18 protein-coding genes are annotated in these 22,422 nt (G+C 70.9%); 3 read left to right on the forward strand and 15 right to left on the reverse strand.

Features of this window, described 5'->3' with window-relative positions:
• Positions 1-131 precede the first annotated feature (131 nt).
• Positions 132-1,172, reverse strand: coding sequence for a LacI family DNA-binding transcriptional regulator (locus ABZT47_RS03795; protein ID WP_354835837.1), 1,041 nt, complete (start codon positions 1,170-1,172; stop codon positions 132-134).
• A 359-nt stretch (positions 1,173-1,531) separates the two neighbouring features.
• Entirely contained in the window at positions 1,532-3,358 is a 1,827-nt protein-coding gene (locus tag ABZT47_RS03800; RefSeq protein WP_354835839.1) for a ricin-type beta-trefoil lectin domain protein, read from the reverse strand.
• 717 nt (positions 3,359-4,075) lie between these two features.
• On the opposite strand from ABZT47_RS03800, the gene ABZT47_RS03805 reads away from it, so the two are divergent.
• Positions 4,076-5,608 carry a lectin gene (locus tag ABZT47_RS03805; RefSeq protein ID WP_354835841.1) on the forward strand — a complete coding sequence of 511 codons (1,533 nt, stop codon included), beginning with the start codon at positions 4,076-4,078 and terminating at the stop codon, positions 5,606-5,608.
• Positions 5,609-5,658: 50 nt separating this feature from the next.
• On the opposite strand, the gene larC is transcribed toward ABZT47_RS03805, so the two are convergent.
• From larC to ABZT47_RS03835, 6 genes are all read right to left on the reverse strand, one after another.
• Positions 5,659-6,774: a nickel pincer cofactor biosynthesis protein LarC gene (gene larC, locus ABZT47_RS03810; RefSeq protein WP_354835843.1), complete on the reverse strand. Its 1,116-nt coding sequence runs from the start codon at positions 6,772-6,774 to the stop codon at positions 5,659-5,661.
• Positions 6,771-7,436, reverse strand: a complete 666-nt coding sequence (gene larB, locus ABZT47_RS03815) for a nickel pincer cofactor biosynthesis protein LarB (protein ID WP_354835845.1) — start codon at positions 7,434-7,436, stop codon at positions 6,771-6,773. Before larB ends, larC begins: the two co-directional genes overlap by 4 nt.
• A 106-nt stretch (positions 7,437-7,542) precedes the next feature.
• Positions 7,543-8,802 (reverse strand): nickel-dependent lactate racemase, encoded by a 1,260-nt coding sequence (larA, locus tag ABZT47_RS03820; protein WP_354835847.1) that lies wholly within the window; start codon positions 8,800-8,802, stop codon positions 7,543-7,545.
• Positions 8,792-9,703, reverse strand: a complete 912-nt coding sequence (locus ABZT47_RS03825; protein WP_354835849.1) for an aldo/keto reductase — start codon at positions 9,701-9,703, stop codon at positions 8,792-8,794. Before ABZT47_RS03825 ends, larA begins: the two co-directional genes overlap by 11 nt.
• The gene (locus ABZT47_RS03830; RefSeq protein WP_354835851.1) at positions 9,700-10,452 is read right to left on the reverse strand and encodes an SDR family oxidoreductase; all 753 of its coding nucleotides are present in this window, start codon (positions 10,450-10,452) and stop codon (positions 9,700-9,702) included. The genes ABZT47_RS03825 and ABZT47_RS03830 overlap by 4 nt, the downstream gene beginning before the upstream one ends.
• Positions 10,453-10,519: 67 nt before the next feature.
• A complete protein-coding gene (locus ABZT47_RS03835; RefSeq protein ID WP_354835853.1) occupies positions 10,520-11,368 on the reverse strand; it encodes a fumarylacetoacetate hydrolase family protein in 849 nt (282 codons plus the stop codon).
• Between the two features lie 166 nt (positions 11,369-11,534).
• Between ABZT47_RS03835 and larE the strand changes: the two genes are divergently transcribed.
• Positions 11,535-12,344, forward strand: coding sequence for an ATP-dependent sacrificial sulfur transferase LarE (larE, locus tag ABZT47_RS03840; protein WP_354835855.1), 810 nt, complete (start codon positions 11,535-11,537; stop codon positions 12,342-12,344).
• Positions 12,345-12,565: 221 nt separating this feature from the next.
• Here larE and ABZT47_RS03845 read toward each other — a convergent pair whose 3' ends face one another.
• Positions 12,566-14,971 carry a ricin-type beta-trefoil lectin domain protein gene (locus ABZT47_RS03845; protein WP_354835857.1) on the reverse strand — a complete coding sequence of 802 codons (2,406 nt, stop codon included), beginning with the start codon at positions 14,969-14,971 and terminating at the stop codon, positions 12,566-12,568.
• Between the two features lie 620 nt (positions 14,972-15,591).
• Between ABZT47_RS03845 and ABZT47_RS03850 the strand changes: the two genes are divergently transcribed.
• Positions 15,592-16,338 carry a FadR/GntR family transcriptional regulator gene (locus ABZT47_RS03850; RefSeq protein WP_354835859.1) on the forward strand — a complete coding sequence of 249 codons (747 nt, stop codon included), beginning with the start codon at positions 15,592-15,594 and terminating at the stop codon, positions 16,336-16,338.
• 240 nt (positions 16,339-16,578) lie between these two features.
• On the opposite strand, the gene ABZT47_RS03855 is transcribed toward ABZT47_RS03850, so the two are convergent.
• The 6 genes from ABZT47_RS03855 to ABZT47_RS03880 all read right to left on the reverse strand — a co-directional run bounded on the left by ABZT47_RS03855 (position 16,579) and on the right by ABZT47_RS03880 (position 22,174).
• Positions 16,579-17,409 carry an amidohydrolase family protein gene (locus tag ABZT47_RS03855; protein ID WP_354835861.1) on the reverse strand — a complete coding sequence of 277 codons (831 nt, stop codon included), beginning with the start codon at positions 17,407-17,409 and terminating at the stop codon, positions 16,579-16,581.
• Complete coding sequence (locus ABZT47_RS03860; protein ID WP_354835863.1) at positions 17,406-17,750, reverse strand: L-rhamnose mutarotase; 345 nt, start codon at positions 17,748-17,750, stop codon at positions 17,406-17,408. Before ABZT47_RS03860 ends, ABZT47_RS03855 begins: the two co-directional genes overlap by 4 nt.
• Positions 17,747-18,934 (reverse strand): mandelate racemase/muconate lactonizing enzyme family protein, encoded by a 1,188-nt coding sequence (locus ABZT47_RS03865; RefSeq protein ID WP_354835865.1) that lies wholly within the window; start codon positions 18,932-18,934, stop codon positions 17,747-17,749. Before ABZT47_RS03865 ends, ABZT47_RS03860 begins: the two co-directional genes overlap by 4 nt.
• Before the next feature lie 25 nt (positions 18,935-18,959).
• Entirely contained in the window at positions 18,960-19,871 is a 912-nt protein-coding gene (locus tag ABZT47_RS03870) for a carbohydrate ABC transporter permease (protein WP_354835867.1), read from the reverse strand.
• 4 nt (positions 19,872-19,875) lie between these two features.
• Positions 19,876-20,721 (reverse strand): sugar ABC transporter permease, encoded by an 846-nt coding sequence (locus ABZT47_RS03875; RefSeq protein WP_354835869.1) that lies wholly within the window; start codon positions 20,719-20,721, stop codon positions 19,876-19,878.
• Positions 20,722-20,809: 88 nt separating this feature from the next.
• Positions 20,810-22,174 (reverse strand): extracellular solute-binding protein, encoded by a 1,365-nt coding sequence (locus ABZT47_RS03880; RefSeq protein WP_354835871.1) that lies wholly within the window; start codon positions 22,172-22,174, stop codon positions 20,810-20,812.
• Positions 22,175-22,422 lie beyond the last annotated feature (248 nt).

Below are 22,422 nucleotides of genomic sequence, written 5' to 3' on the forward strand. Positions count from 1 at the left end.
CCCGCCTCTCCCCCGGCCCGGTCCCGATCGCCGGTCCCGTCCCCTATCACTGGTCCCGTCCCGATCAGGTCCCGTCCCGATCACCGGTCCCGCCCCGATCACCGGCCGCCTCCCGCGGCCGGAGTCACCGGTCAGCGCGCCCCCGGATCTCCCGCCTCCGGCCGCCGGCGGGCGGGGCCGGTGGTCCCGCGCAGGGAGACGGGAGGGGCGACCAGGACGTGGCGGTGCGGGATGGCGGGATCGGCGATGCGCTGGATGAGCATCTCGACGGCGCGGGCGCCGAGCTCGTCGGCGGGCACGTCGGCGGCGGTGAGCGGCGGGTGCAGGTTCTCCGCCCAGTCGCGGGCGGCGACGCCGATGATGGAGAAGTCGCGCGGCACGGCCAGGCCCGCCTGGGCCAGGGCACGGTACATGCCCGGCATGGCGGCCTCGTTGATCGTGGCGACGGCGGTCAGATCGGGGTGGTCGTCGAGGAGCCGCTCGACGCAGGTGACCCCCGACTGGGCCTCGTCGGCACAGCATCTCTGCACGCCTTGCAGGCCGCGTTCGGCCACCGCGCGTGTGAAGCCGGCCTGCGCGCGGTGGCCGGGGCCGTACCCGGCCGCCACCAGCTCCGCGGACCGGTTGACCAGGGCGATGCGGCGGTGCCCCAGGTCGGCGAGGTGGTGCACGCACCTGGCGATCAGCGTCTCGTAGTCGATGTCGACCCAGGACATCTCTTCGGGGTGGCCGGTGCGGCCGATGCCGACGAACGGCAGCCCGCTCTGCTGCAGACGGGTGACCCGGTCGTCCTCCAGCCGTATCTCCATGAGGATGACGCCGTCCACCCGCCTGCCGCCGACCACCCGCTCGAAGGAACGGTCGTGCTCGCCCCCCGACGGCGACAGCAGCACGTCCAGGTCGGCGCGCGCCGCGGCGTCGACGACGCTGGCCACGAAGCCGAGCTGCATGTCGGTCAGCCGCCTGCTGGCCGGAGGGATGACCAGCCCGAGAGTGCGGGTCTTGCCTTCCTTCAGCGCCTTGGCCACGGCGTTGGGCCGGTAGCCCAGCTCGTCGATGACCGCCTGGATGCGCCGCCGCGTGTCCTGCGACACCGGACGCTTGCCGCTCAAGGCGTAGGAGACGGTGCTACGCGACACCCCCGACCGCCTGGCGATCTCCCCGATGTTCACGGCGCTCCTCACCCCAACCGACCCGACACGCACATCGTAGGTCGAATCGAGCCCGCGAAGAACGCTTCCGGCACGGCGGCGTGCGGACGTGCTCCCTGGAGGTGCGGGGTCAGAAGGTTTCGGTCGATGACGAATCGATTCGACTACCACCGAAAATAGGTGTGAAACACCTACCGGCGGAGATCACTCGACCTCGGGACGTGACGCACGTCCGCCCGGCGGCGGCATCGGCTACCCTCCGGCTCGGACGCGTGCCGGCCCGGCGGCGGGAGATCCCGCCGCCGGGCCGTCGCACTCACGGGCGTGGCGCCGTTCCGCGTCATGAGTCCCTCATGCCCGGCGGGCCGGCGCCGGCCGGGTCAGCTCCGGGTCCACTTCTGACTGGTCGTGCCGGTGCAGGACCACAGTTGGACCTTCGTGCCGTTCGCCGTGCCGAAGTTGCTCGCCTCCACGCACAGGCCGGACTGCACACCGGTGATGGTGCCGTCACTGTTGACGTTCCACTGCTGGTTGGTCTGTCCGTTGCAGTCCCAGATGATCACCTGGGTGCCGTTGCTGGTGCCCTGCCCGTTGGCGTCCAGACACTTGTTGCCGTACACCTGCAGTTGCTTTCCGGAGGTCAGGGTCCATTGCTGGTTCGCGCCGGTGCCGCAGTCCCACAGATTGAGCTGGGTGCCGTTGGTGGTGGACGAGTTCGGGACGTCAAGGCACCGGCCGGCGTTGACGTTGCGCAGCACCGATGACGCCCCGGTGCTGGGGCTGGGACTGGGGCTCGGGCCGGGGCCCGAGGAGGGGGGCAGGAGCGTGATGGTGAAGGTGTCGTCGACGCTGGTGTGCGGCAGGTTGACCGTCGTGGCGTTGCCCGACAGGGTCGCCACGGAGTTCTGGACGGTGACCGGGCCGCTCACCGCGCCGCCGCCGTTGTAGGGGATGCGCTCGACGAGGACGCGTACCTGGTTGTTCTCCACGATGCCGCTGGTGGTGTTCAGGCCCTGCAGGTTGACCGCGACGTTCCCGGTGGTGGTGCCGCCGCCGACCAGGACCTTGGCGTTGCCGCTCGCCTTGGTGGCGAAGGCGTCGTAGTTGGCGCTCGGGGTGACCGAGGCGATCTGGCCGGTCTGGGAGCCGTAGAAGCGGTAGACCCACCATTCGCCCTTGGTCTGGTACTGCCCCGAGGAGTTGTGGATCAGCAGGTTGCCCAGGTCGTTGTGCAGGTTGCCGCCGCTGGCCCAGTTGGCGCGCAGGCCGTCGGCGCCGGCCCTCTCCAGGCGCGCGATGTACCACGCGCCGTCGGCCGGGTTCTGCTCGTTGGACGCCCCGTACTCGTTGATCTGGTACGGCCGGGTGTGGGGGATGCCCCGTGAGTCGAGGGTGCTGTTGGCCGTGGACACGTTCGACACCGGGTCACCGGGCAGGGAGTGCCAGCTGACGATGTCGGGGACCACGTTGTTGGCCTTGACGTAGTCGAGGTACTGGGTCCACCAGCCGCCGGTGGACGGGACGCCGGCGAGGCTCGGGCCCACAATGAGCTGGGAGGGGAAGGCCGCGCGGACGCGCTGGTAGGCGCGCCGCCACATCTCGAAGTACTGCGACTGGGGACGGTTCCAGAAGATCGTGATGTTGGGCTCGTTCCACAGGTCCCACTGGACCGGGGCGCCGGTCGCCTGCACGTCGCTGATCAGGCGGGTGAGGAAGTTGTCGAAGTCGGTCCAGTTGCCGTTGTCGCCGGGGAAGCGGGAGATCGGGTAGCCGTCGGCGCCCCACAGGTCATGGACCAGCAGGACGAACTGCCCGCCGAGCGACCGGGTGCGCAGCAACTGGGCGCGGGTGGCGTTCCACCGGCGGTCGTACTTGCCCGACACCCAGCCGCCCGGGCTGTCCAGCTGCGCCCCGCCGGCGCGCATGTACCGGAACTTCACGTCGGTGAAGAAGTTGTCCGCGGGCGCGGCACCGTTCTCGGTCATGCCGTAGATCCAGCCGGAGGCCCGGTAGGTCGGTGCGCCGCCGGCGGTGGAGAAGTTGACGGTGATGGACTGGTCGGCGGCCTGGGCCGGCGCCGTCGGCAGGACGGAGGCGGCCACGAGCGCGCCGAAGGAGAGCAGGGCGGCCAGGCCGTACCGGCGTCTGCGCCGCCTGCCGGGGGTGGTGTCCGCGGATGACTTGCCTGACGACACGCCGATGTTCATCTCGCACTCCTCACGAAAGGCTCCGGGCGGCGGGCGCGAATGTGAGCAGCTCGGCCCGGCGGACGGCTCGTGCTGGGGGGACAACCGATCCATCGAACCGATTCGCACGCAGCTTAGGTTTCGCTGCGGCGCGATGTCAATGGCGGGTGTCGGAGACATGAATGGGGTGTTTCGGTGCCCCGTCCGCCGCGAGCGAGCGCGGAAACCTGCGCGAAAAACGCCAAGGCACGACGAGCGGTTTTGCGGCGGCGGCGGGTGCGTCAGCCGCGTCCACCCGGCGGCTTCGGCACCGAGCGCCCGCCGTCACCGATGAACGTTTCACCGCCGCTCACCGGCGAACACATCCGCGGACGGAGAAATGGGCAGATAACTCCGCCTATTGCCGACAAATGCGACTAAACGACCCTGGCTGGATCTTGACAGAACGCGGCCCGTCCTATGTGCTTCGGTGCGCATAGCACCTCCGGCTCAGCCGACGGAAGGGAGCGCTGGCCCGTCCCGATGTGTTAGCGCTAACAATGCCGTCCGTCCGCTCCGGTCGGACGGAAGAAGACCTGAATCGCGAATCGATTCGCCGGTCACGGGTGTGCCGCGCCCCCTCCGGCCGCGCGCACGGTGACCCTTCCGCCCGGGACACGGCGATCGCCGGCCCCGAGGCGGCCACGGCGTGCACGAGCCCTGTCACCGCCGTGCCTCCACCCCCCAAGGAGTTGAACAATGCGCTCATCACCCGTTCCCCCGTCCGGCCGTCGCCGGCCATGGTCGCCGGTGGCCATGGCCGCCTGTCTCATGGCGTTGCTGGCGGCCACGCTGCTGTGGTCTGTGCCGGCGTCGGCGGCGACGGCGCCGCTGGTCAGCGCGGCGTCGGGGCGTTGCCTGGATGTGCGGGGCAACGTCGACACGCAGGGGTCGGCGATGCAGATCTACGACTGCAACGGTCAGGCCAACCAGGCGTTCGAGTTCACCTCGGCCGGGGAGCTGCGGACCTTCAACGGCACGCGCTGCCTGGACGCCTACAACGCCCAGACCTCGAACGGGACGCAGGTGGTCATCTGGTCCTGCAACGGGCAGAACAATCAGAAGTGGCGGCAGAACTCCAACGGGTCGATCACCGGCGTCCAGTCGGGACTATGCCTGGACGTGAACGGCGGGGGCACCGCCAACGGCACCGCGGTCATCCTGTGGACCTGCAACGGCCAGAGCAACCAGAGATGGACCACCTCGGCCCAGCCGACCCCCACGCCCACTCCCACGGTCACCCCCACCACCACCCCCTCGCCGGGCACCGGACTGCCGTGTGACATCTACGCCTCGGGCGGCACCCCGTGTGTGGCCGCGCACAGCACGACGCGGGCGCTGTACAGCGCCTACAACGGAAACCTGTACCAGGTCAGGCGCTCGTCGGACAACACCACCCGCAACATCGGCGTGCTGAGCCAGGGCGGCGTCGCCAACGCCGCGTCCCAGGACTCCTTCTGCTCGGGCACCACGTGCGTCATCACCGTGCTGTACGACCAGTCGGGCCGAGGGAACGACCTGTGGTACCAGGGATCGAGCCAGGTTCCCGGCTCGACGTCCAGCAGCCCCGCCCGGGCGACCACCGAGTCGCTGACGGTCGGCAACAGCAAGGCGTACTCGCTGTACATCAACCCCGGCAACAGCTACTGGCGCGACGGCCACCTGACCGGCGTCCCGACCGGCACCGCCCCCGAGGGTATGTACATGGTGACCAGCGGCACGCACGTCAACAGCGGATGCTGCTTCGACTACGGCAACAGCGAGACCACCCGCAAGGCCGACGCCGCGGGCGCCATGGACGCGATCTACTTCGGCACCAGCTGCTGGTTCGGCGGCTGCTCAGGTTCCGGTCCCTGGGTCCAGGCCGACCTGGAGTGGGGCCTGTTCCCCGGGGGGAGCAGTTCCTGGAACCCCAACCAGCGGGCGTTCAACAGCAAGTTCGTCACCGCGACGCTGAAGAACAACGGCACCTCGCGCTTCGCCATCAAGGGCGGCAACGCGCAGTCCGGCGGCCTGACCACCCTGTGGGACGGCTCCCTGCCCAACGGATACAGCCCCATGAAGAAGCAGGGGGCCATCGTCCTGGGCAGCGGCGGTGACTGCTGCAAGCCGGGCGGCGGCGCCAACCTCAGCGCGGGCACCTTCTACGAGGGGGCCATGGTCGCGGGCTACCCCTCCGACGCCACCGAGAACGCCGTCCACGCCAGCATCACCGCGGCCGGCTACCGCTGACCCCGGTTCGCTCCGCCTGTCAGAGGACACCGGAAGTGCCCGCACGCGGGTCACAGGGCGTCGAGGGCCTCTCGCGCCAGCTCCCGCAGCGGCCTTCCGGTGGCCTCGGCCAGGACGACCAGGTCGTCATGCTCGGGTTTGACGCCCCACGGCCCGCGTTTCATCCGCACCTGGTGTCCGTACAGCTTCACGGTCTCGAAGTGCCGGGGCAGCGCGACCTTCTCGACCACGTGGCGGCGCAGGCCGAGACTCCCCGTCTCGGCGAGAACGAGCTCCTGCAGCTGCTCGGCCGACTCGAGCGGCGCCAGCACGTGCAGGACGTGCGCGGGACGGCCCTTCTTCATGACGGCGGGCGTGGCCCAGGCATCTGCCGCGCCCGCGGCCATGGCGCGCGCGATCACGTGCCCGAGGACCTCTCCGGTGACGTCGTCGAGGTTGGTCGACAGGACGACCTGGCGGCCCGGCTCGGCGAGGGGCCGGCCGACCATGGCCACGGTCACGTTGGGCCGGTCCGGCAGCACCCGGGTTCCGGCGCCGTATCCGGTGGCGAGCAGTTCCATCTCCGGCGCCGGGCCGTACACCGCGCCCGCGGCCCGCAGCAGGGCCGCTCCGGTCGGCGTGACGGCCTCCCCCGCCTCCCCGCCTCGCACCAGTGCCCCTTTGAGCAGGGCGAGGGTGGCCGGAGCGGGGACGGGAAGCGTGCCGTGGCGGGTTCGCACGGTGCCGCCGCCCAGAGGCAGCGGCGCGCAGTGGACGCGGGTCACGCCGAGGTCCCGCAGTGCCGCCGCGCACCCGACGATGTCGATCAGCGAGTCGTGCCCGCCGAGTTCGTGCAGGTGGACCTCCGCGGCCGGGACTCCGTGCAGTGCGCCCTCCGCCTCGGCGATCGCGGTGAGCGCCGCCTCGGCGACGGGCAGTCCGGCGCGGGAGGCCATCTCGATCAGGGCAGAGGCGGGGCGCTCGGTGGCGTCGTCGTCGACGTCGATGCGGACCCGCAGGGCGACCAGCGCGCCGGTGCGCACCCGCTCGGCCTCCAGCCGCCAGCCGGTCAGGCCGGTCATGGCGACGGCCCGTCGCACGGCGTCGATCGAGGCGCCCGCGTCCAGGAGCGCGCCGAGCAGCATGTCGCCGGCCAGGCCGGTGAACGGATTCAAATAGAGGATCACCTTGGCCGCCTGGTGAGGCGGTAGGCCGCCAGCGCGGCGCCGAACCCGGAGTCGATGTTGACCACGGTGATCCCGGCCGCGCACGAGGTGAGCATGGCGAGCAGGGCGGTCACGCCCTCCAGCGCGGCCCCGTAGCCGGTGGAGGTGGGCACCGCGACCACCGGCGTCTCAACGAGCCCGCCGACGACGCTGGCCAGCGCCCCCTCCATGCCGGCGATGACGATCACGCTGTCGGCCGCGCGCAGGTCGGCGGCGGCGGCGAGCACCCGGTGGATTCCGGCCACGCCCACGTCCCTGACCATCGTGGTGCGCAGGCCGAGCGCGGCGGCGACGGCGGCGGCCTCGGCGGCCACCGGGCCGTCCGCCGTTCCCGCCGTGACCACCGCCACCGTGTGGCCGATCGGCCGCGCCTCGCGCCAGACGAGCAGGCTCGCGGCCTCCTCGTACCGGCCGCCGGGGACCAGCGCGAGCACGGCCGCGGCGGCGCCGGGCTCGACGCGGGTCACCAGGACCGGGCCGGTGTTGCGGTCGAGCAGGGCGGTGACGATGCCGGCGATCTCGGCCACCTGCTTTCCCGGACCGTAGACGATCTCGGGCAGCCCCTGGCGGGCCTCCCTGTCTATGTCGACCCGGGCGTACCCGAGGTCCGTCGACTCGCTCATGCGGGGCCCGTGCGGCGGACGGCGCCCGGCCGGGCGGCGCGGGCCCCCGGCAGCGGCGACCGGATCGGCGGGCGGATCGGCGGGCAGATCGGCGGACGGCGGAGCACTACACCTCCTCGGCCAGGTACGGGATGGTCATCGGCCCCTCCGGCAGGACGCACACCCGGCCCGGCAAGGATTCTACGGTGGCGGCGATGTCGCCGGTCTGCTCCAGGTGGGCCGTGGCCAGTTCTGCGTCGCTCAGGTGCGAGGTGTGCATGATCACGCGGGCGGCGCGCTGGATGCGTGCCTGGATCTGCACCTGCCACTGGTCGGGAACGGTCACCGTGCGGCGCGAGATCTCCTGGAACAGCGCCTCCGGCGAGGCCGCCGAGGTGAGCACCTCCCGGTAGGAGCCGTGGTCGGGGAACCCGTCCCGGCACTCGGCGGCGCAGATGATCGTCCCCCCGGGCCGGACGACCTGGGCGGCGGCGCTCATGCCCTTCACCGACTGGTAGAGGTTCTGGTCGAGCGGGAAGCCCGCGTTGGTCGTCACCACCACCTCGAAGGGCTCGGCGACCGGCCGCATCGCCGCGGCGCGGGCGGCGGCCGTGGCGGCGGCGTGCATCGGCGCCAGGTCGCCGCCGAACGCCCGCACGATCTTCTGCTCGCGGTTGAGCACGACGTCCAGGGCGAAGGTGACCCCGGTCCCGGCGGCTATCGCCCGGACGTCGTCGTGGACGGGGTTGCCCTCGATGACCCCCCAGGTGGCGCGCGGGTCGCCGATGCGGGCCGCGTCGTGCAGCGTCAGCACCGTCTCCAGGGCGGCGAGCCCGGGCGCGACCAGCTTGGGACCGCCGGAGAAGCCGGCGAAGAAGTGCGGCTCCACGAAGCCGGTCGTGATCCGCACGTCCGCGTCGGCCCACTCACGGTTGAGCCAGACGGGCACGTCCTTGCCGAAGCGGCCCATCCAGCGCAGCGACGAGGCGTCGCGCGCGTCGTGGTTGACGATCCGCACCGCGTCCACCACCTGATCGCCGAACATCGCCCGCAGCTCGGTGTCGGTGTTGCCGCGGTGGGTGCCGGTGGCGACCAGGATCACCACGTCGTCCAGGTCGACGACGCCGTCCAGCTCGGCCAGGATCGCCGGGATCATCAGATGGCGGGGCTGCGGCCGGGTGCCGTCGCACGCCGAGATCGCGACGGTCTGCCCGCGGCTCACCCGTTCACGCAACGGCGGACCGGCGACCGGCTCGCGCAGGGCGCGCCGCAGTTCCGCCGCCTCGTCACCGGCGGCGGCCCTGTCCACCGGGGTGATCACCGTGGTGCGCTCGTCCGGCAGGTCCACGGCGAGCCCGCCGGTGCCGTAGGCCAGGTCAACCCGCATGGTCCAGCTCCTTCCACAGCGCGTCCGGCAGGTCCGTCTCGGTCAGCCTCACGTCCTGCGTGATCTCCTCCGGGCTGCGCGCGCCGATCAGCACCGTGGTCACGGCCGGATGCCGGTGCGGGAACCGCAGCGCCGCCGCCGGCAACGGCACCCCGTACGACGCGCAGATCCGCTCCAGCTCGCCGGCCCGTGCGAGGACCTCGGGTGGGGCGGCGTCGTAGTCGTAGGTGGCGCCCCCGGCGAGCACACCGCTGTTGAAGACCCCGCCCGCGATGACCGCGACGCCGCGGCGCTCGCACTCGGGCAGCAGTTCCGCCGCCGCCGACCGGTCGAGCAGCGTGTAGCGGCCGGCCACCAGGACCACGTCGACGCCGGTCTCCCGGACGAACCGGGTCAGCATCTCGGCCTGGTTCATCCCGGCCCCGATGGCGCCGACCACGCCCTGGTCGCGCAGCTCGGCCAGCGCCGGGTACGCCTCGCCCGCGGCCTGCTCCCAGTGGTCGTCCGGGTCGTGGATGAACACCAGGTCGAACCGGTCGAGCCCGGTGCGCCGCAGGCTGTCCTCCAGCGAGCGCAGGACGCCGTCGCGGCTGTAGTCCCGCATCCGCACATACCCGGTCCGGCCGGGGAAGCCGTCCTCCTCGCCGTCGCCGGGGACCAGCACGCGGCCGACCTTCGTGGAGACGACCGCCTCGCCGGCGCCTTCGGGCAGTCCCCGCAGGAAACGCCCGAGGCGCTCTTCGGCCAGCCCGCTCCCGTAGTGCGGCGCGGTGTCGAAGTAGCGGATCCCCGACTCCCACGCCGCGGCCAGCGTCCGCTCCGCCTGCGCCTCCTCCACCGGGGCGAACAGCCCGGCGAGCGGTGCGGTGCCGAGCCCGTACGCCCCGAGGCCGGCTCTCATGACCCCGTCGGCCGTAGCCGCAGGCCGGCCATGCCGCCGTCGACGGCCAGTTCGATGCCGACGGTGGAGCCGGACGCGGGGCTCGCCAGGTAGGCGACCGCGGCGGCGACCTCCTGCGCGCCGACCAGGCGGCCGTGCGGCTGCCGGGCGGCCAGCGCGGCCCGTTCGGCCTGCGGGTCGGGGGCGGCGTCCAGCAGCCGGCCGATCCAGGGGGTGTCCACGGTGCCGGGGTTGACGCAGTTGACGCGGATGCCCTCGCGGATGTGGTCGGCCGCCATCGCGCGGGTGAGCGCGAGCACCGCGCCCTTGGACGCCGAGTACAGCGCCCGCTGGGGCAGTCCGGCCGTGGCCGCGATCGAGCAGGTGTTGACGACCGCCGCGTGCGGGGATCGGCGCAGGTACGGCAGGGCCGCGCGCGTGACGCGAACCATGCCCACGACGTTGAGGTCGAACACCCGCAGCCACTCGGCGTCGTCGTTGTCGGCGACCGTGCCCTGCGCGCCGATGCCCGCGTTGTTCACCAGCACGTCGATGCGACCGTACCGCTCGGCGACCGCCGTGACCGCCCGGCGGACGGCGGCGTCGTCGGTGACGTCGCACACGAACTCGGTGTCCCTGAGGTCCAGGACCGCGACCTGCGCACCCCGCGCGGACAGCTCCTCCGCGACGGCCTGCCCGATGCCGGAGGCGCCGCCGGTCACCACGGCCACCAGCCCGTCGAACTCGCCCCGCGGCTCGCCCCCGCTCATCGTCCCTCCCGCGCCGGTTCGCACGCGCGCGGGCCGGCGGTGCGCCCGGGAAGCGCTCGGCCGGCGCTCACGCCTGCCCCATCCGCTGACGCTGGCGGCCCAGGCCGTCGATCTCCAGCTCCACCACGTCGCCCTCGCGCAGGTACGCCTCCGGGCCCATGCCCATCGCCACTCCCGCCGGGGTGCCGGTGTTGATCACGTCGCCCGGCTCCAGCACCATGAACTGGCTGAGATACCAGACCACGTGGTGCACGCCGAAGATCTGGTTCTTGGTGTCGCCGTTCTGGCGCGGCTCGCCGTTCACCCACAGCCGCAGGCCGAGCGCCTGCGGATCGCCGACTTCATCCGCCGTGACCAGCCACGGGCCGAGCGGGTTGAACGTCTCGCACGACTTGCCCTTGTCCCACTGGCCGCCGCGCTCGATCTGGAACTCGCGCTCGGAGACGTCGTTGGCGACGGCGTATCCGGCGATCACCTCCGCCGCCTCCTCGGGCGAGGACAGATAGCGGGCCGTGCGGCCGATGATCACGGCCAGCTCGACCTCGTAGTCGGTCTTGACGCTGCCGCGCGGCACCAGGACCTCGTCGTCGGGGCCGACGATCGTGTTGGACGCCTTCATGAACACCACCGGCTCCGCCGGAACGGCCGCCCCGGTCTCCTCGGCGTGGTCGGAGTAGTTCAGGCCGATGCAGACGACCTTCCCGGGCCTGGCCACGGGGGCGCCCACGCGCTCGTACGGCCCGGCCTCGGGCAGGCCGCCCTCGGAAAGGGCCGAGCGCACCCGCTCGACGCCGCCCCCGGCCAGGAACCCGCCGTCGATGTCCGGTGTGATCGACGACAGGTCCAGGACGCGGCCGTCGGGCGCGAGCACGCAGGGACGTTCTCCGCCCGCCGGGCCCACTCGCAACAGCTTCACGAACTGCCTTCTTCCGCTTGGTTCAGGGATGGTACGAATTATGGCGAGCCTGGCAGATTCATCGGGTCGCGGTAAAGCCTCACACCCCGAGTGGATCGTCCAGATCGCCGACGACCTCGTATGGCACCATTATTCACGTCACATTGATCGGATGTTTGGATCACAGATGGATGACCTCCTGCGCCGGCTGAACGACCGGCTGAGCGCCGAGACTGCTCTGGTCGTCGCCTACTCGGGCGGCGCCGACTCCGCGTTGCTCGCCTTCGCCGCCGCCCGCGTGCTCGGCGCGCGGGCGCTCGCGGTCACCGCGGTCTCCCCCAGCCTGGCCGCCGCCGAACGGTCGGCCGCCCGCGCGTTCGCCCGGCGCCACGGCCTGGCGCACCTGGAGGTCTGCACCGACGAGGCCGAGCGGCCCGAGTACGCGGCCAACGGCCGCGACCGCTGTTACCACTGTAAGTCGGCGCTGTTCGACGCGCTCGCCCCGCTGGCGGCCGCGATGGGCGCCCGCATGGCGCTCGGCACCAACCTCGACGACCTCGGCGACCACCGGCCCGGTCAGCGCGCGGCGGCCGAGCGCGGCGCCGTCACCCCGCTGGTCGACGCGGGGCTGACCAAGGCCGACGTCCGCGCCCTCAGCCACGAGCTGGGCCTGGTCACGGCGGACAAGCCCGCCGCGCCCTGCCTGGCCTCGCGGGTGAGCTACGGCGATCCGGTGACCCCGGAGATCCTGCGCAAGATCGAGACCGCCGAGGCCGCCTTGCGCGACCTGGGGTTCCCCGTCTGCCGCGTCCGCGCCCACGCCCAGGGCACGCTGGCCCGCGTCGAGGTCCCGAGCGAGGAGATCCCCCGCGCGGCCGAGGTCCGCACCCGCATCGACGCCGCCGTCCGCGACGCCGGCTTCACGTTCTGCTCGCTCGACCTGTCCGGCTTCGCCTCCGGCCGCCTCAATGCCCTGCTTCCGCTGCTTCCGCTCTGACCGGCTTCGCCCGGCCGGGACTACAACAGGTGAGACGTCGGATGTATGACGTATGTTGAATTGTTATGATCAGCGCTCGCGGTCCGCGGCGGTGGACGGCGCGGGCGAGCGACGTCCAGGCGGTTGAGAGAGCGCTCCGCCACGGACCGGCAAGCCCCGCCGAGGCAGGTCGCCTCGGCGGGGTCGCCGGATCTCAGCCGCCGGATCTCAGCCGTGGAGGCTCAGCTGCGGGTCCACTGCTGGTTGGTCCCGCCGTGGCAGGTCCAGATGTGGATCTTGCTGCCGTTGGCGGTGCCGTTGTTCGACACGTCCAGGCACTTGCCGGAGCCGACGGCGGTGACGCTGCCGTTGCTGTTGAAGGTCCACTTCTGGTTGTTCTGGCCGTTGCAGTCCCAGATGATGACCGCGGTGCCGTCAGCGGTCCCCGCGCCGTTCACGTCCAGGCACTTGCTGCCGTAGACGCGCAGTTCACCGGCGCTGGTGGAGGTCCACTTCTGGTTGGCCTGCCCGCTGCAGTCCCAGATGTCGACCTGGGTGCCGTTGGTCTGGCTGGAGTTGGGCACGTCCAGGCACCTGCCCGACCCGGTGCCCCTGATCGCGGTTCCCGTGCCCGGGCTCGGTGACGGCGAGGGAGAGGGGGTGCCGCTCTGGGGTCCGGCCGACGCCATCACGGACTGGGCGCCCGACGGCCAGTTGCCGTTGGAGACGGTGACGTTGTTGTTGACGACGTTGCCGCGGTCGCCGTTGGTGATGTTGGTGCTGCTGTTGCTCGTCCAGTTGCCGGTGACGGTGAAGTTGCCCATGTTCTCCCCGCCCCAGTAGTTGGCGGTCGCCCAGGTGCCGATGGAGGAGAACACGTTGTTGCGGACGGTGTAGTACTTGGAGCCCTCGTCGAAGTACACCCCGAAGTAGCCGTTGGTCCGCAGGCAGTAGTTGTCGCTGATCACCGCGCTCGGGTTCCACGAGAGCGTGTAGATGCACCCGCCGTCGGTCATCTGCTGCATCACGTCGTGCACGTAGTTGCCAATGAGCTGGTTGTTCGACGCGGTCGTCGCCGTGGTGTAGCGCGGCTGGTAGTTGTACAGACCGCGGTTGGTGTAGGAGGTGTTGCCGCCCGGCTCGTTGGCGCCCCAGCCGTACCCGATCGACATGCCGGTGTAGGGCAGGTTGTAGACCTCGTTGTGCGAGATCAGGGCGGTGCTGACATAGGTGGGCAGCACCGAGACGATGCCGCGGTAGTCCAGGCCGAGGTCGTGGATGCGGTTGTTGCTGACGGTGATGTTCCGGTTCACCATGCGCTGGTCACTGGGGTGGTGGGCGTCGGCGCGCACGCCGCCGATCACGATGCCGCCCGCCGAGTTGCGGGCGATCTCCGACCGGGTGACCGTGATGTTGCTCGCGCCGAGGCCGACGCCGCTGGCGTGGGCGTTGGCGTCGTTGCCGATGCCGATGGCGGTCTGGCCGAGGTTGGTGAACTGGGAGTCGGTGAAGGTGATGTTGTTGGCCGCGGAGACCTGGACGGCGGCGGGCATCTGGAACCAGTTCGGCCGGGCGGCCTCGAACTGCTGGCAGCCCTCGTTGCAGGAGCCGAAGCTCGGCCAGTTCCAGTTGCCGGCGATGTAGGAGCCGGTCTGCTGGTCCACGAATCCCTGGTTGCTGCTCGGGCCGAGCCAGCTCGTCCCGGTGAAGGTGATGCCGCTGAAGGTGATGTGGTGCGCCGGCGCGTCGTAGGTGCCCCCGACGTCGACCAGGGACTGCAGCACCGGCAGCTCGACGCTGAGGTTGCTCATGTTCTGCCCGGAGGCCGGGATGTAGTACAGGACGCCGGTCCCGGGGTTGATGTACCACTCGCCCGCCGAGTCGAGGAACTCGTAGGCGTTCTCCAGGTACAGCGGCCCCGCCCGGTGCGGGCTGGCGAAGACGTCGTAGCCGAAGTTGTTGTTGTTCCAGGCGGGCTGCTGCATCGTGATCATGCCGCCGCTGATGCTCTGCACCGGCACGTACCGGTCGGTGAAGGAGCCGATGCTCTCCATCTCGACCCGGTTCTGGTTGGCGAGGTTGTTCAGGTAGCTCAGGGCGGAGTTGCTGAACCTCATGCCCGTGCTGCTGGCGGTGAAGTCGCCCCGGTTGACCTGGGTGCGCGCGCGGGTGGCGAGGGCGCCGTTGACGTAGAGCTGCCGGGCGTCGATCCCGGTCCCGACACTGGCCCGCCAGATGTTCTTGCCCGAGTCGGCGATCGACCAGCCGGTGACCGCCCTGGCGCCGCTGATCACCGGGTGCGCCGAAGCGGCCGCCCGCCACACCACCTGGTATCCGTTGGCGCCGGAGTCGGCGGCGGTCAGCCGCAACGGCGCGGACTGCCGGTACACCCCGTCGGCCAGCTCCACGACGATGTCACCGGACATCCCGCCGACGCGCGACCGCACCGCGGTCTGCGCGCCGGTCAACGAGCAGGGCTGGGCGGCGGTGCAGTCGGTGCCGGTGCCGGAAGGGGAGGCGTAGAGCGTCGTGGTGGCCGCCGAGACGGGAAGGACGGGCGCCACCAGCGCGGCCGCGGCGGTCAGTCCCAGCGCGGCGACCCCGGCCGACACCAACCTCCGCACCACGGATTTCGACAATTGCAACATGGGACCTCCTGATAGGGGTGGGGGGTGCGGAAGGCGGAACGCCCTACCGAAGCCGGTCCAGCGGGGCCGGCGCAGGTCTTCGTCAAGCGGTGCCGGGAGGCGCGCGGCCACTCCGCCACCGGCACCGCCGGCCACGGCGCCCGCCGCCCATCGCCGCTCACTTTCCCCAGAGCGGCCGGTGATCCCGGCCCTCTGCTGCGGAAGGTAATTCGTATGACGTAAGCCGTCAATAGGGTGTCCGCGGCCGCGCCCGCCGCGCGAGAGCCGAGGCGGGGACCAGGCGCCGGCGGCACGCCCGGTAGACGCGCAGGCCAAGCCGCCGGGCCCGTTCACCGCTCCGCAGGGATGCGGACCCGCAGGGGCATGAAAGCTTCATGGAGGCGGCCCGGCCGCCTCCGCTCCGACGCGCGCGACCACCGCCTGCCGGGCTCTTCGTCACGGCGCACCGGCGGCGATCACGGCCGAGGCTCGGACCGGAGCGACATCGGACAGGGGGGCTCGCCAAACATCACCCGTATGATGTGTAATGTCTTTACGGTGAAGTACAGTGGGGGTCAAGTCGTGACGCCGTCTGCGGCGCGCCATCCGGAGGGGACATGACGGCATCACAGCATGCAGAGGTGAGTGCTACCACTCCCCCGGTGTGGGCGCGACGACCGGCCAATCTCGCCAAGGCGGTCACCGCCGAGCTGGTGGAACGCATCGTACGCGGAGTGCACCCTCCCGGCGTGGCACTGCCCCGCGAGGCCGACCTGTGCGAGACCTTCTCGGTCAGCAGAACCGTCATCCGCGAAGCGGTGAAGATCCTCCAGGAGAAGGGCCTGGTGCAGGTCCGTCAGGGCTTCGGCACCCTCGTCACTCCGCCGACGAACTGGGACATGCTCGACGAGCTCGTCCTCGGGGTGACCATCGCCGAAGACGAGTCCCTCGCCATCCTCGACGACCTCGTCGTCACTCGGCGCCTGCTGGAGTCCGACATGGCGAACGTCGCCGCGCGCCTGGCGGACGAGGAGACCGTCGAGCGGCTGCGCGCTCTGGTCGACCGCATGGACGAACTGGTGGAGGATCCGCTCACCTACGCCGACCACGACCGCGCCTTCCACGACACGATCATGCAGAGATCCGGCAACCGCATCGCCCGGGGTGTGGTCCGCTCCCTGGAGAAGCAGGCCATCAACACCGCCCGCTACATGGGCCGCACCGAGCCCGCGTTGTGCGTGGCCTCCAACCAGGGCCACCGGCGCGTCTACGAGCGCATCGCGGCCAGGGACCCGGCGGGTGCCGCCGAGGCGATGTTCACCCACATCACCGAGGCGTGGCTGGTCCGCCGCACCGGCCGAAGCGCACCCGTCCGCCTGCAGCGATAGCACCGGGCGCACTTGTGCGCGTGCAGCGGTGACTCCGGGCGCACGGGTGCGCCTGCAGCGGTGACTTCGGCCACGGCCGTCCCGGTCACCTGACGCCCCGCCCGGGACGCCACACCGCCCCGCCCGGGACGCCACACCGCCGCGCACGAGGTGGGTGAGGTCACCGAAGCGGCGGGCCGCCGAGGCCGATCCCCGGCACGCCGTGGCGGCCCCCGGTCCAGCCGATCCGCGCCCCCGCCGTCAGGCGCCGAGCCGGTAGAACGCCGACGCGGTGCCCGACCAGATCGCCTGCCTTTCCGGCACGGCCAGCTCGCCGATCAGCTCCTCCACGGCGCCCCGCCAGGCGACGGCACCGGTCCCGAGCTCGGCGAGGGGCCAGTCGGATCCGTACATCAGCCGCTCCGGGCCGAAGGCCTCCAGCGCCACGCCGACCACGCGGCGCAGCCCCGCCCGGTCGCCGCCGCGCGGCATTCCGGCCAGCCCGGAGATCTTCGCGTAGGCGTTGGGCCGGGCGGCGAGCTCGCGCAGGCCGGCCTCCCAGCCGGCGGGGTCGCCGGTCTCGGCGATCCCGCCGAGGTGGTCGACGACGAAGCGGACCTCAGGGTGCGCGGACACGACGGCCGCGGCCGACGGCAGCTGCCACGACCGCACGACCAGATCGAAGCCGAGGCCGCGCGCGGCCAGCCCCTTCAACCCCGTCGCCACCTCGGGCCGTGACAGCCAGCCGGGATCGGGGTCGATGTGCACCAGGTGGCGGATGCCGACCAGCCTCGCGCACGCGGCGGGGTCCAGCGCGTCCACCTGCGCGGCGACATCGCCCGTGAGGTCGATCCAGCCCACCACCCCGGCGATGCGCGGGCTCGGGTGGGCCAGCAGCCGCCGTGTCTCGGCGGCGCTGTTGCTCGACTGCACGACGACGGCGGCCTGAATGCCCGTCGAATCGAGCATCCGCTCCAGATCGCCGGGCGCGAAGTCCCGGTCGATCGCCGCCATCGTCGCCGGGTCGATCCACGGCTGGGGGTCGGTCCGCCGGTTCCAGAGATGGACGTGCGCGTCGATGGAACCGCTCACGGCAGGTGCCAGATCTCGTCGAGCGGCTGCCACAGGGCGCCGGGATCGCGCTCCTCGACGATGCGCACCTGGCACGGATCGGTGTGGGTCCACCACTCGCGTGTCACGGGGTCCTCGGCGATGCGGGCCATGTCGGCGGCGTGATCCTCGCCGACGTACTCGTAGTAGGCGAACAGGGTGTCGCCGACGATGAAGATGGAGTAGTTGGTCACGTTCGCCTCGCGCAGGGTCTGCTCCACCTGCGGCCAGACGTCGCGATGCAGTTCCAGGTACTCCTCGCGGCGCTCCGGCCGGACCCCGACGACCAGGGCGTGACGCTCGACGCGGCGCCCGGCGCTCACGACCCCACCCGTTCCACCGCGGGGGCGCCGATGGGCTCGTCCTGACGCGAGTCGGGGACGATGCGCAGGCCCGCCCGGTTGGGACGGACATGCGGCCCGGTGGTGGCGGCCGGCGGGTTGGCGGCGCGCACGGCGTTGATGTGCTCCTCGTCCACCCGGATGCCGATGCCCGGTTCGTCGCCGAGGACGATCCCGCCGTCCGCGAACTCCTGGTCGATCGTGAGACCGACCGGCGAGGAGAGGTCCTGGACCTCGAAGGTCAGGTGGTTGGGCACCGCCACGGCGGCGTGCGCCAGGGGGTTGCCGTGGTAGGCCACCGGGCTCACCGGCAGGTCGAGGCTGTGGGCCACGGCGGCCACGCGCAGGAAGTGCGTGATGCCCCACACGTTGCCCACCTGGACGATGTCGACGGCGTCGGCGTCCAGCAGCGGCCGGTACTGCTCGAGGCCGGTGAGGTTCTCGCCGGTCGCGACGGCGGCGCGGATGCCCCGCCGGACCGAGGCCAGCCCGGCCGCGTCCCAGCGCCGCACCGGCTCCTCGATCCAGGTGAGGTCGACCGTGCGCTCCAGCGCCGTGACGAACCGGACGGCCTGCGAACGGTTCCACGACTCGTTGGCGTCGAACATCAGGGCGGGATGCGCTGAATTGCGCCCGAGGACGTCCCGCAACGCCTCCAGCCGGCGCAGGTCGTGCGCCAGATTGCGGCCGCCCTTGAGCTTGCCGGCGCTGAACCCGCGGTCGGCGAAGCGCTCGTACAGGCGTACCAGGGCGTCGTCGTCGAGGGCGATGTCCAGCCCGGAGGCGTAGCCGGGAACGAACCGGTCCAGGCCGCCGAGGGTGCGCCAGAGCGGCTCGCCGGCCGCCTTCGCCTTGAGGTCCCAGAGGGCCATGTCGATCGCGCCGATGGCGCCGAACGTCGCGCCCGAGTGGCCGGTCTTGAACACCCGGGCCAGCATCCGGTCGTAAAGCGCCGAGACGGCCCGGGGGTCCTCGCCCTCGACGGCGCCGAAGACGCGGTCGATGTCGCCGTGCGCACCGAGTCCGACCCCCTCGAGACCGCTGTCGGTCTCGAGGATCAGCACGTGCACCTCGGTACGCGGCTCGGGCATGACCCCGTTGGCGTCGCCGATCAGGCGTCCCCAGTCGTGCTCTGTTGTCAGGCTGCGATAGCCGGTGACCTTCACATTGCTCCTTTGGCAGGGTTTCGGCTCACTCCTTGGTGCCGCCCGCCGTCATGCCGGCGACAAGGAAGCGCTGCGCGAAGAGAAAGACGATCAGCACGGGCAGCACCGAGATGACGGTCGCGAGCGCGAGCGTCGGCAACTGCACGGACTGGGCCCCGGCGGAGCTGGGGTTGAACGCCGGGGTCGAGGCGAGCAGGGAGGTCAGCCCGACCTGGATCGGGTACCCCTCGCTCGAGGGCAGCATCACGAAGGGCAGGAAGAAGTTGTTCCAGCTCTGCACGAAGCTGAAGAACGCGACGAGCGCGATGATCGGCGCGGCCAGCGGCAGCGCGACCCGCGTGAACACCTGGAGCTCGCTGCACCCGTCGAGGCGGGCCGCCGCGAGCAGGTCACGCGGAACGCTCGTCGAGAAGTAGATGTAGGTGAGATAGACGCCGAACGGGAAGAACGACATCGGCAGGATGACCGAGAGCGGGCTGCCGATCAGCCCCACCACGTTCAGCTCCAGGAAGATGGGCAGCACCAGCGCGGTGTTCGGGATCAGCATCACGATCAGCGTCAGCACCAGCAGCAGCCGCCGGAAGCGGAACTCCGTCAGGGCCATCGCGTAGCCCGCCGGGATGCTGGCGATGAGCGTGATGACCAGCGCGCCGAGCGCGTACAGCGCCGAGTTGCCCACCCAGGCGGTCACCGCGCCGTCCTGGAAGCCGAACAGCTGGTCCCAGTTGGCGGCGAATTCGCCGAGGCTTCCGGGCAGGAACGGACTGTCGATGATGAGCCCGCGCGCCGACTTCGTCGTCGCCAGCAGCAGCCAGACGATCGGGATGGCGAAGAAGAGCACGAAGACCACGACCACGACCGCCACGATCGTGCGGCCGCTCCAGCCACCCAGGCCGCTGCGGCTCTTGGCGTGGCGGCCGGCGTCCACTGTCGTCATGGGCTCAGCCCCTCTCGAACAGGCCGCCGCGCGTCACGAAGACGGCCGACAGCGCGAGGGCGATGACCAGCAGCAGCAGCGAGATGGCCGCCGCTCCGTTGAAGTCGTTCTGCTGGAAGGCGTACTGGTAGGCGAGCTGGTTGAGCGAGTAGTCGTTGGGCACCACCGCGTTGCTGGCCTGCGAGAGCAACTGGGGCTCGACGAACAGCTGCGTGCCGGCGGCGAGCGACATGATGCCCATGTAGGAGATCCACTTGCGCAGCAGCGGCAGCTGGACGCGCCAGGCGATCTGCACGGTGGTCGCGCCGTCGATGCGCGCCGCCTCGATCACGTCGTGGCTGATGTTGTTCAGCGCGCCGTACATGATGACGATCCAGCCGCCGGCGCCGGTCCAGAAGGCGATGATGGCGAAGACCGGAGGCAGATTGCCGGGCACGATGGTCTGCACGAAGCTCGAGAAGCCCAGCAGGTGGAGCAGCCCGGATACCGGGCTCGCGGTCGGGTCGAGCACGAACAGCCACAGCAGCACGCTGGAGGCGCCCGCCAGGGCGCCCGGCAGGTAGAAGATGAAGCGCAGCGTCCGGCTCATCCACCGCACGCGCACCGCGTGCACGACGATGGCCAGGAACGAGACCAGCACCACCAGGGCGACCAGCCAGATCACCAGGTACAGCGCGACGTGCGTGACGGCCGGCCCGAAACGGAAGTCGCCGACGACCTTGACGAAGTTGTCAACGCCGGCGAAGCCGCCGTCGCCGGTGGTGAACGCGAGGTAGAGGGCGTAGAACGCGGGCAGGATCCCGAACGCGACCGCGAGGATCGCGTACAGGGCGATGAAGGCGTAGCTCATCGCGCTGCGTTCTGCGCCGTCACCGCGGCCGGCCGGCCGCCTGTGCGCGTTCACCACCGGCGGGGCGGCTTCGCCCGCCGTCGTCATCTCACTTGACCGTGTAACCATTGACCTGGGCTTGGTTCTTGATGGCGGTCTCCCATTCGGGAAGCAGGTCGACCAGGCTCTTGCCGCCGGCGATCGCGGGAGTGACCGTCTTGGCCCAGATCGCCTCCTGGCTGAAGATCCCCGAACCCCATCCGGTCCAGATCTCCGAGCCGGCCTTGACCAGCGCCTGCAGGTCGCCGGCGTAGTAGCCGCTCGACTCCTGCTTCTTGATCCACTTGTCCGCGGCCGGAGCGTAGGCCGGGAAGCCGGGAGCGAGGTTCACCTGGTAGTCGTCCGCCGTCGTGACGAACTCGACGAACTTCTCGGCCGCCTTGAGGTTCTTGGAGTGGCTGCTGACGAACCAGGTGCCGCCGCCGACGTTGCCGGTCACGGCCTCCTCGCCCTTCCATGCCAGCGGCGCGGCGACGCCGAGCTGCCCCTTGGGGACGTTGAGGGACTGCGGGTTGTTGAAGATGGCGCCCGCGTACCAGGCCGGGCCCGGCATCATGAGCACCTTGTCGGCGTACTTCTTCACGAACTCTGGGGTGAAGACGCTGATGTTGGGGGTGGTGCCGTTCTTGACCAGCGTGTCGAGCATCGCGGCGACCCGCTTGCACTCATTGGTGCCGGTGCTGACCGTCACCTCCTTGGGACCGGTGACGCCGTTCGCCTGGCACTTGCCGCTCCACATGTAGATCTCTGGGGCGAAGGCGTCTCCGACGGTCCCGACGATGTAGCCGGCGTGCTCCTGGGCGACCTTCTCACCGATCGCCTGGTACTCCTCCCACGTCGTGGGGACGGAGTAGCCGAACTTGTCGAACAGGCTCTTGTTGTACCAGAGCACCACCTGGGCGAGGTCGTTGCGGAGGCAGTAGACCTTGCCCTCGACGGTGCATGGGTTCAGCGAGCCCTTGGTGAAGTTGTCGAGCGTGCTCTGCGGAACCAGCCCGTCACTGAGCACGGCCGCGTACGCCTGCTTGCCGTTGGTCTTCTGGCTCGCCCACGCCGCGTCGTTGTTCTGCGACGAGAAGACCACGTCCGGCCAGCCGCTGCCCGCCTGGTCGAACAGCTGGATCTTGGTCCGGAAGGAGTTGGAGCCGTTCGCCGAGCCGTCGTAGGTGACCACGTTCAGCTTCGCGTCGGGGTTGGCCTTCTTGAAGGCGTCCACCGCGCTCGACCGGTCGGCGTCCACCCACACCGTGATGGGGGCCTTGTCATCTTGCGCGGCCTTCGGAGCCCCGTTGGACCCGGAGGAGGCGCCGCCGCCGCCTCCGCAGCCGGCCACCGTCAGTGCGATGGCGATGGACCCGGCACCGGCGATGCCCATCCATCGGCGCGTACGTCCCGCCTTTGTGCTATCGACCATAGGAGTGTCCCTGTCTGGACGGTCATGTTGACGAGCTGTTCATCGGGTCGAAATATAAGACCATACGTATTATGTTTGCAAGGGTTCCCTTCACCTCGTGGCGCAAGCGATAACACCTGCCACAGGGGGTGGGGCGCTCCGGCGATCCCCTCCGCGTCCCCCGAGCTCAAACAAGTGGCGCATCGGTGCAACATCACGATGAAACTTTCAGCACAAGGCGCTCGCGGACGATGTGATCCGGCCCAGCA

Source organism: Sphaerisporangium sp. NPDC005289 (assembly GCF_040607455.1).
GTDB lineage: Bacteria > Actinomycetota > Actinomycetes > Streptosporangiales > Streptosporangiaceae > Sphaerisporangium > Sphaerisporangium rhizosphaerae.

Bases quoted from the DNA above. Each gene is read 5' to 3' on its own strand.
- ABZT47_RS03825 (WP_354835849.1), bottom strand. From the start codon at position 9,703: ATGAGAGCCGGCCTCGGGGCGTACGGGCTCGGCACCGCACCGCTCGCC.
- larA (WP_354835847.1), bottom strand. From the start codon at position 8,802: ATGCGGGTTGACCTGGCCTACGGCACCGGCGGGCTCGCCGTGGACCTG.
- larE (WP_354835855.1), top strand. From the start codon at position 11,535: ATGGATGACCTCCTGCGCCGGCTGAACGACCGGCTGAGCGCCGAGACT.
- ABZT47_RS03875 (WP_354835869.1), bottom strand. From the start codon at position 20,721: ATGAGCTACGCCTTCATCGCCCTGTACGCGATCCTCGCGGTCGCGTTC.
- ABZT47_RS03880 (WP_354835871.1), bottom strand. From the start codon at position 22,174: ATGGTCGATAGCACAAAGGCGGGACGTACGCGCCGATGGATGGGCATC.
- ABZT47_RS03845 (WP_354835857.1), bottom strand. From the start codon at position 14,971: ATGTTGCAATTGTCGAAATCCGTGGTGCGGAGGTTGGTGTCGGCCGGG.
- ABZT47_RS03830 (WP_354835851.1), bottom strand. From the start codon at position 10,452: ATGAGCGGGGGCGAGCCGCGGGGCGAGTTCGACGGGCTGGTGGCCGTG.
- ABZT47_RS03805 (WP_354835841.1), top strand. From the start codon at position 4,076: ATGCGCTCATCACCCGTTCCCCCGTCCGGCCGTCGCCGGCCATGGTCG.
- larB (WP_354835845.1), bottom strand. From the start codon at position 7,436: ATGAGCGAGTCGACGGACCTCGGGTACGCCCGGGTCGACATAGACAGG.
- ABZT47_RS03870 (WP_354835867.1), bottom strand. From the start codon at position 19,871: ATGACGACAGTGGACGCCGGCCGCCACGCCAAGAGCCGCAGCGGCCTG.
- ABZT47_RS03800 (WP_354835839.1), bottom strand. From the start codon at position 3,358: ATGAACATCGGCGTGTCGTCAGGCAAGTCATCCGCGGACACCACCCCC.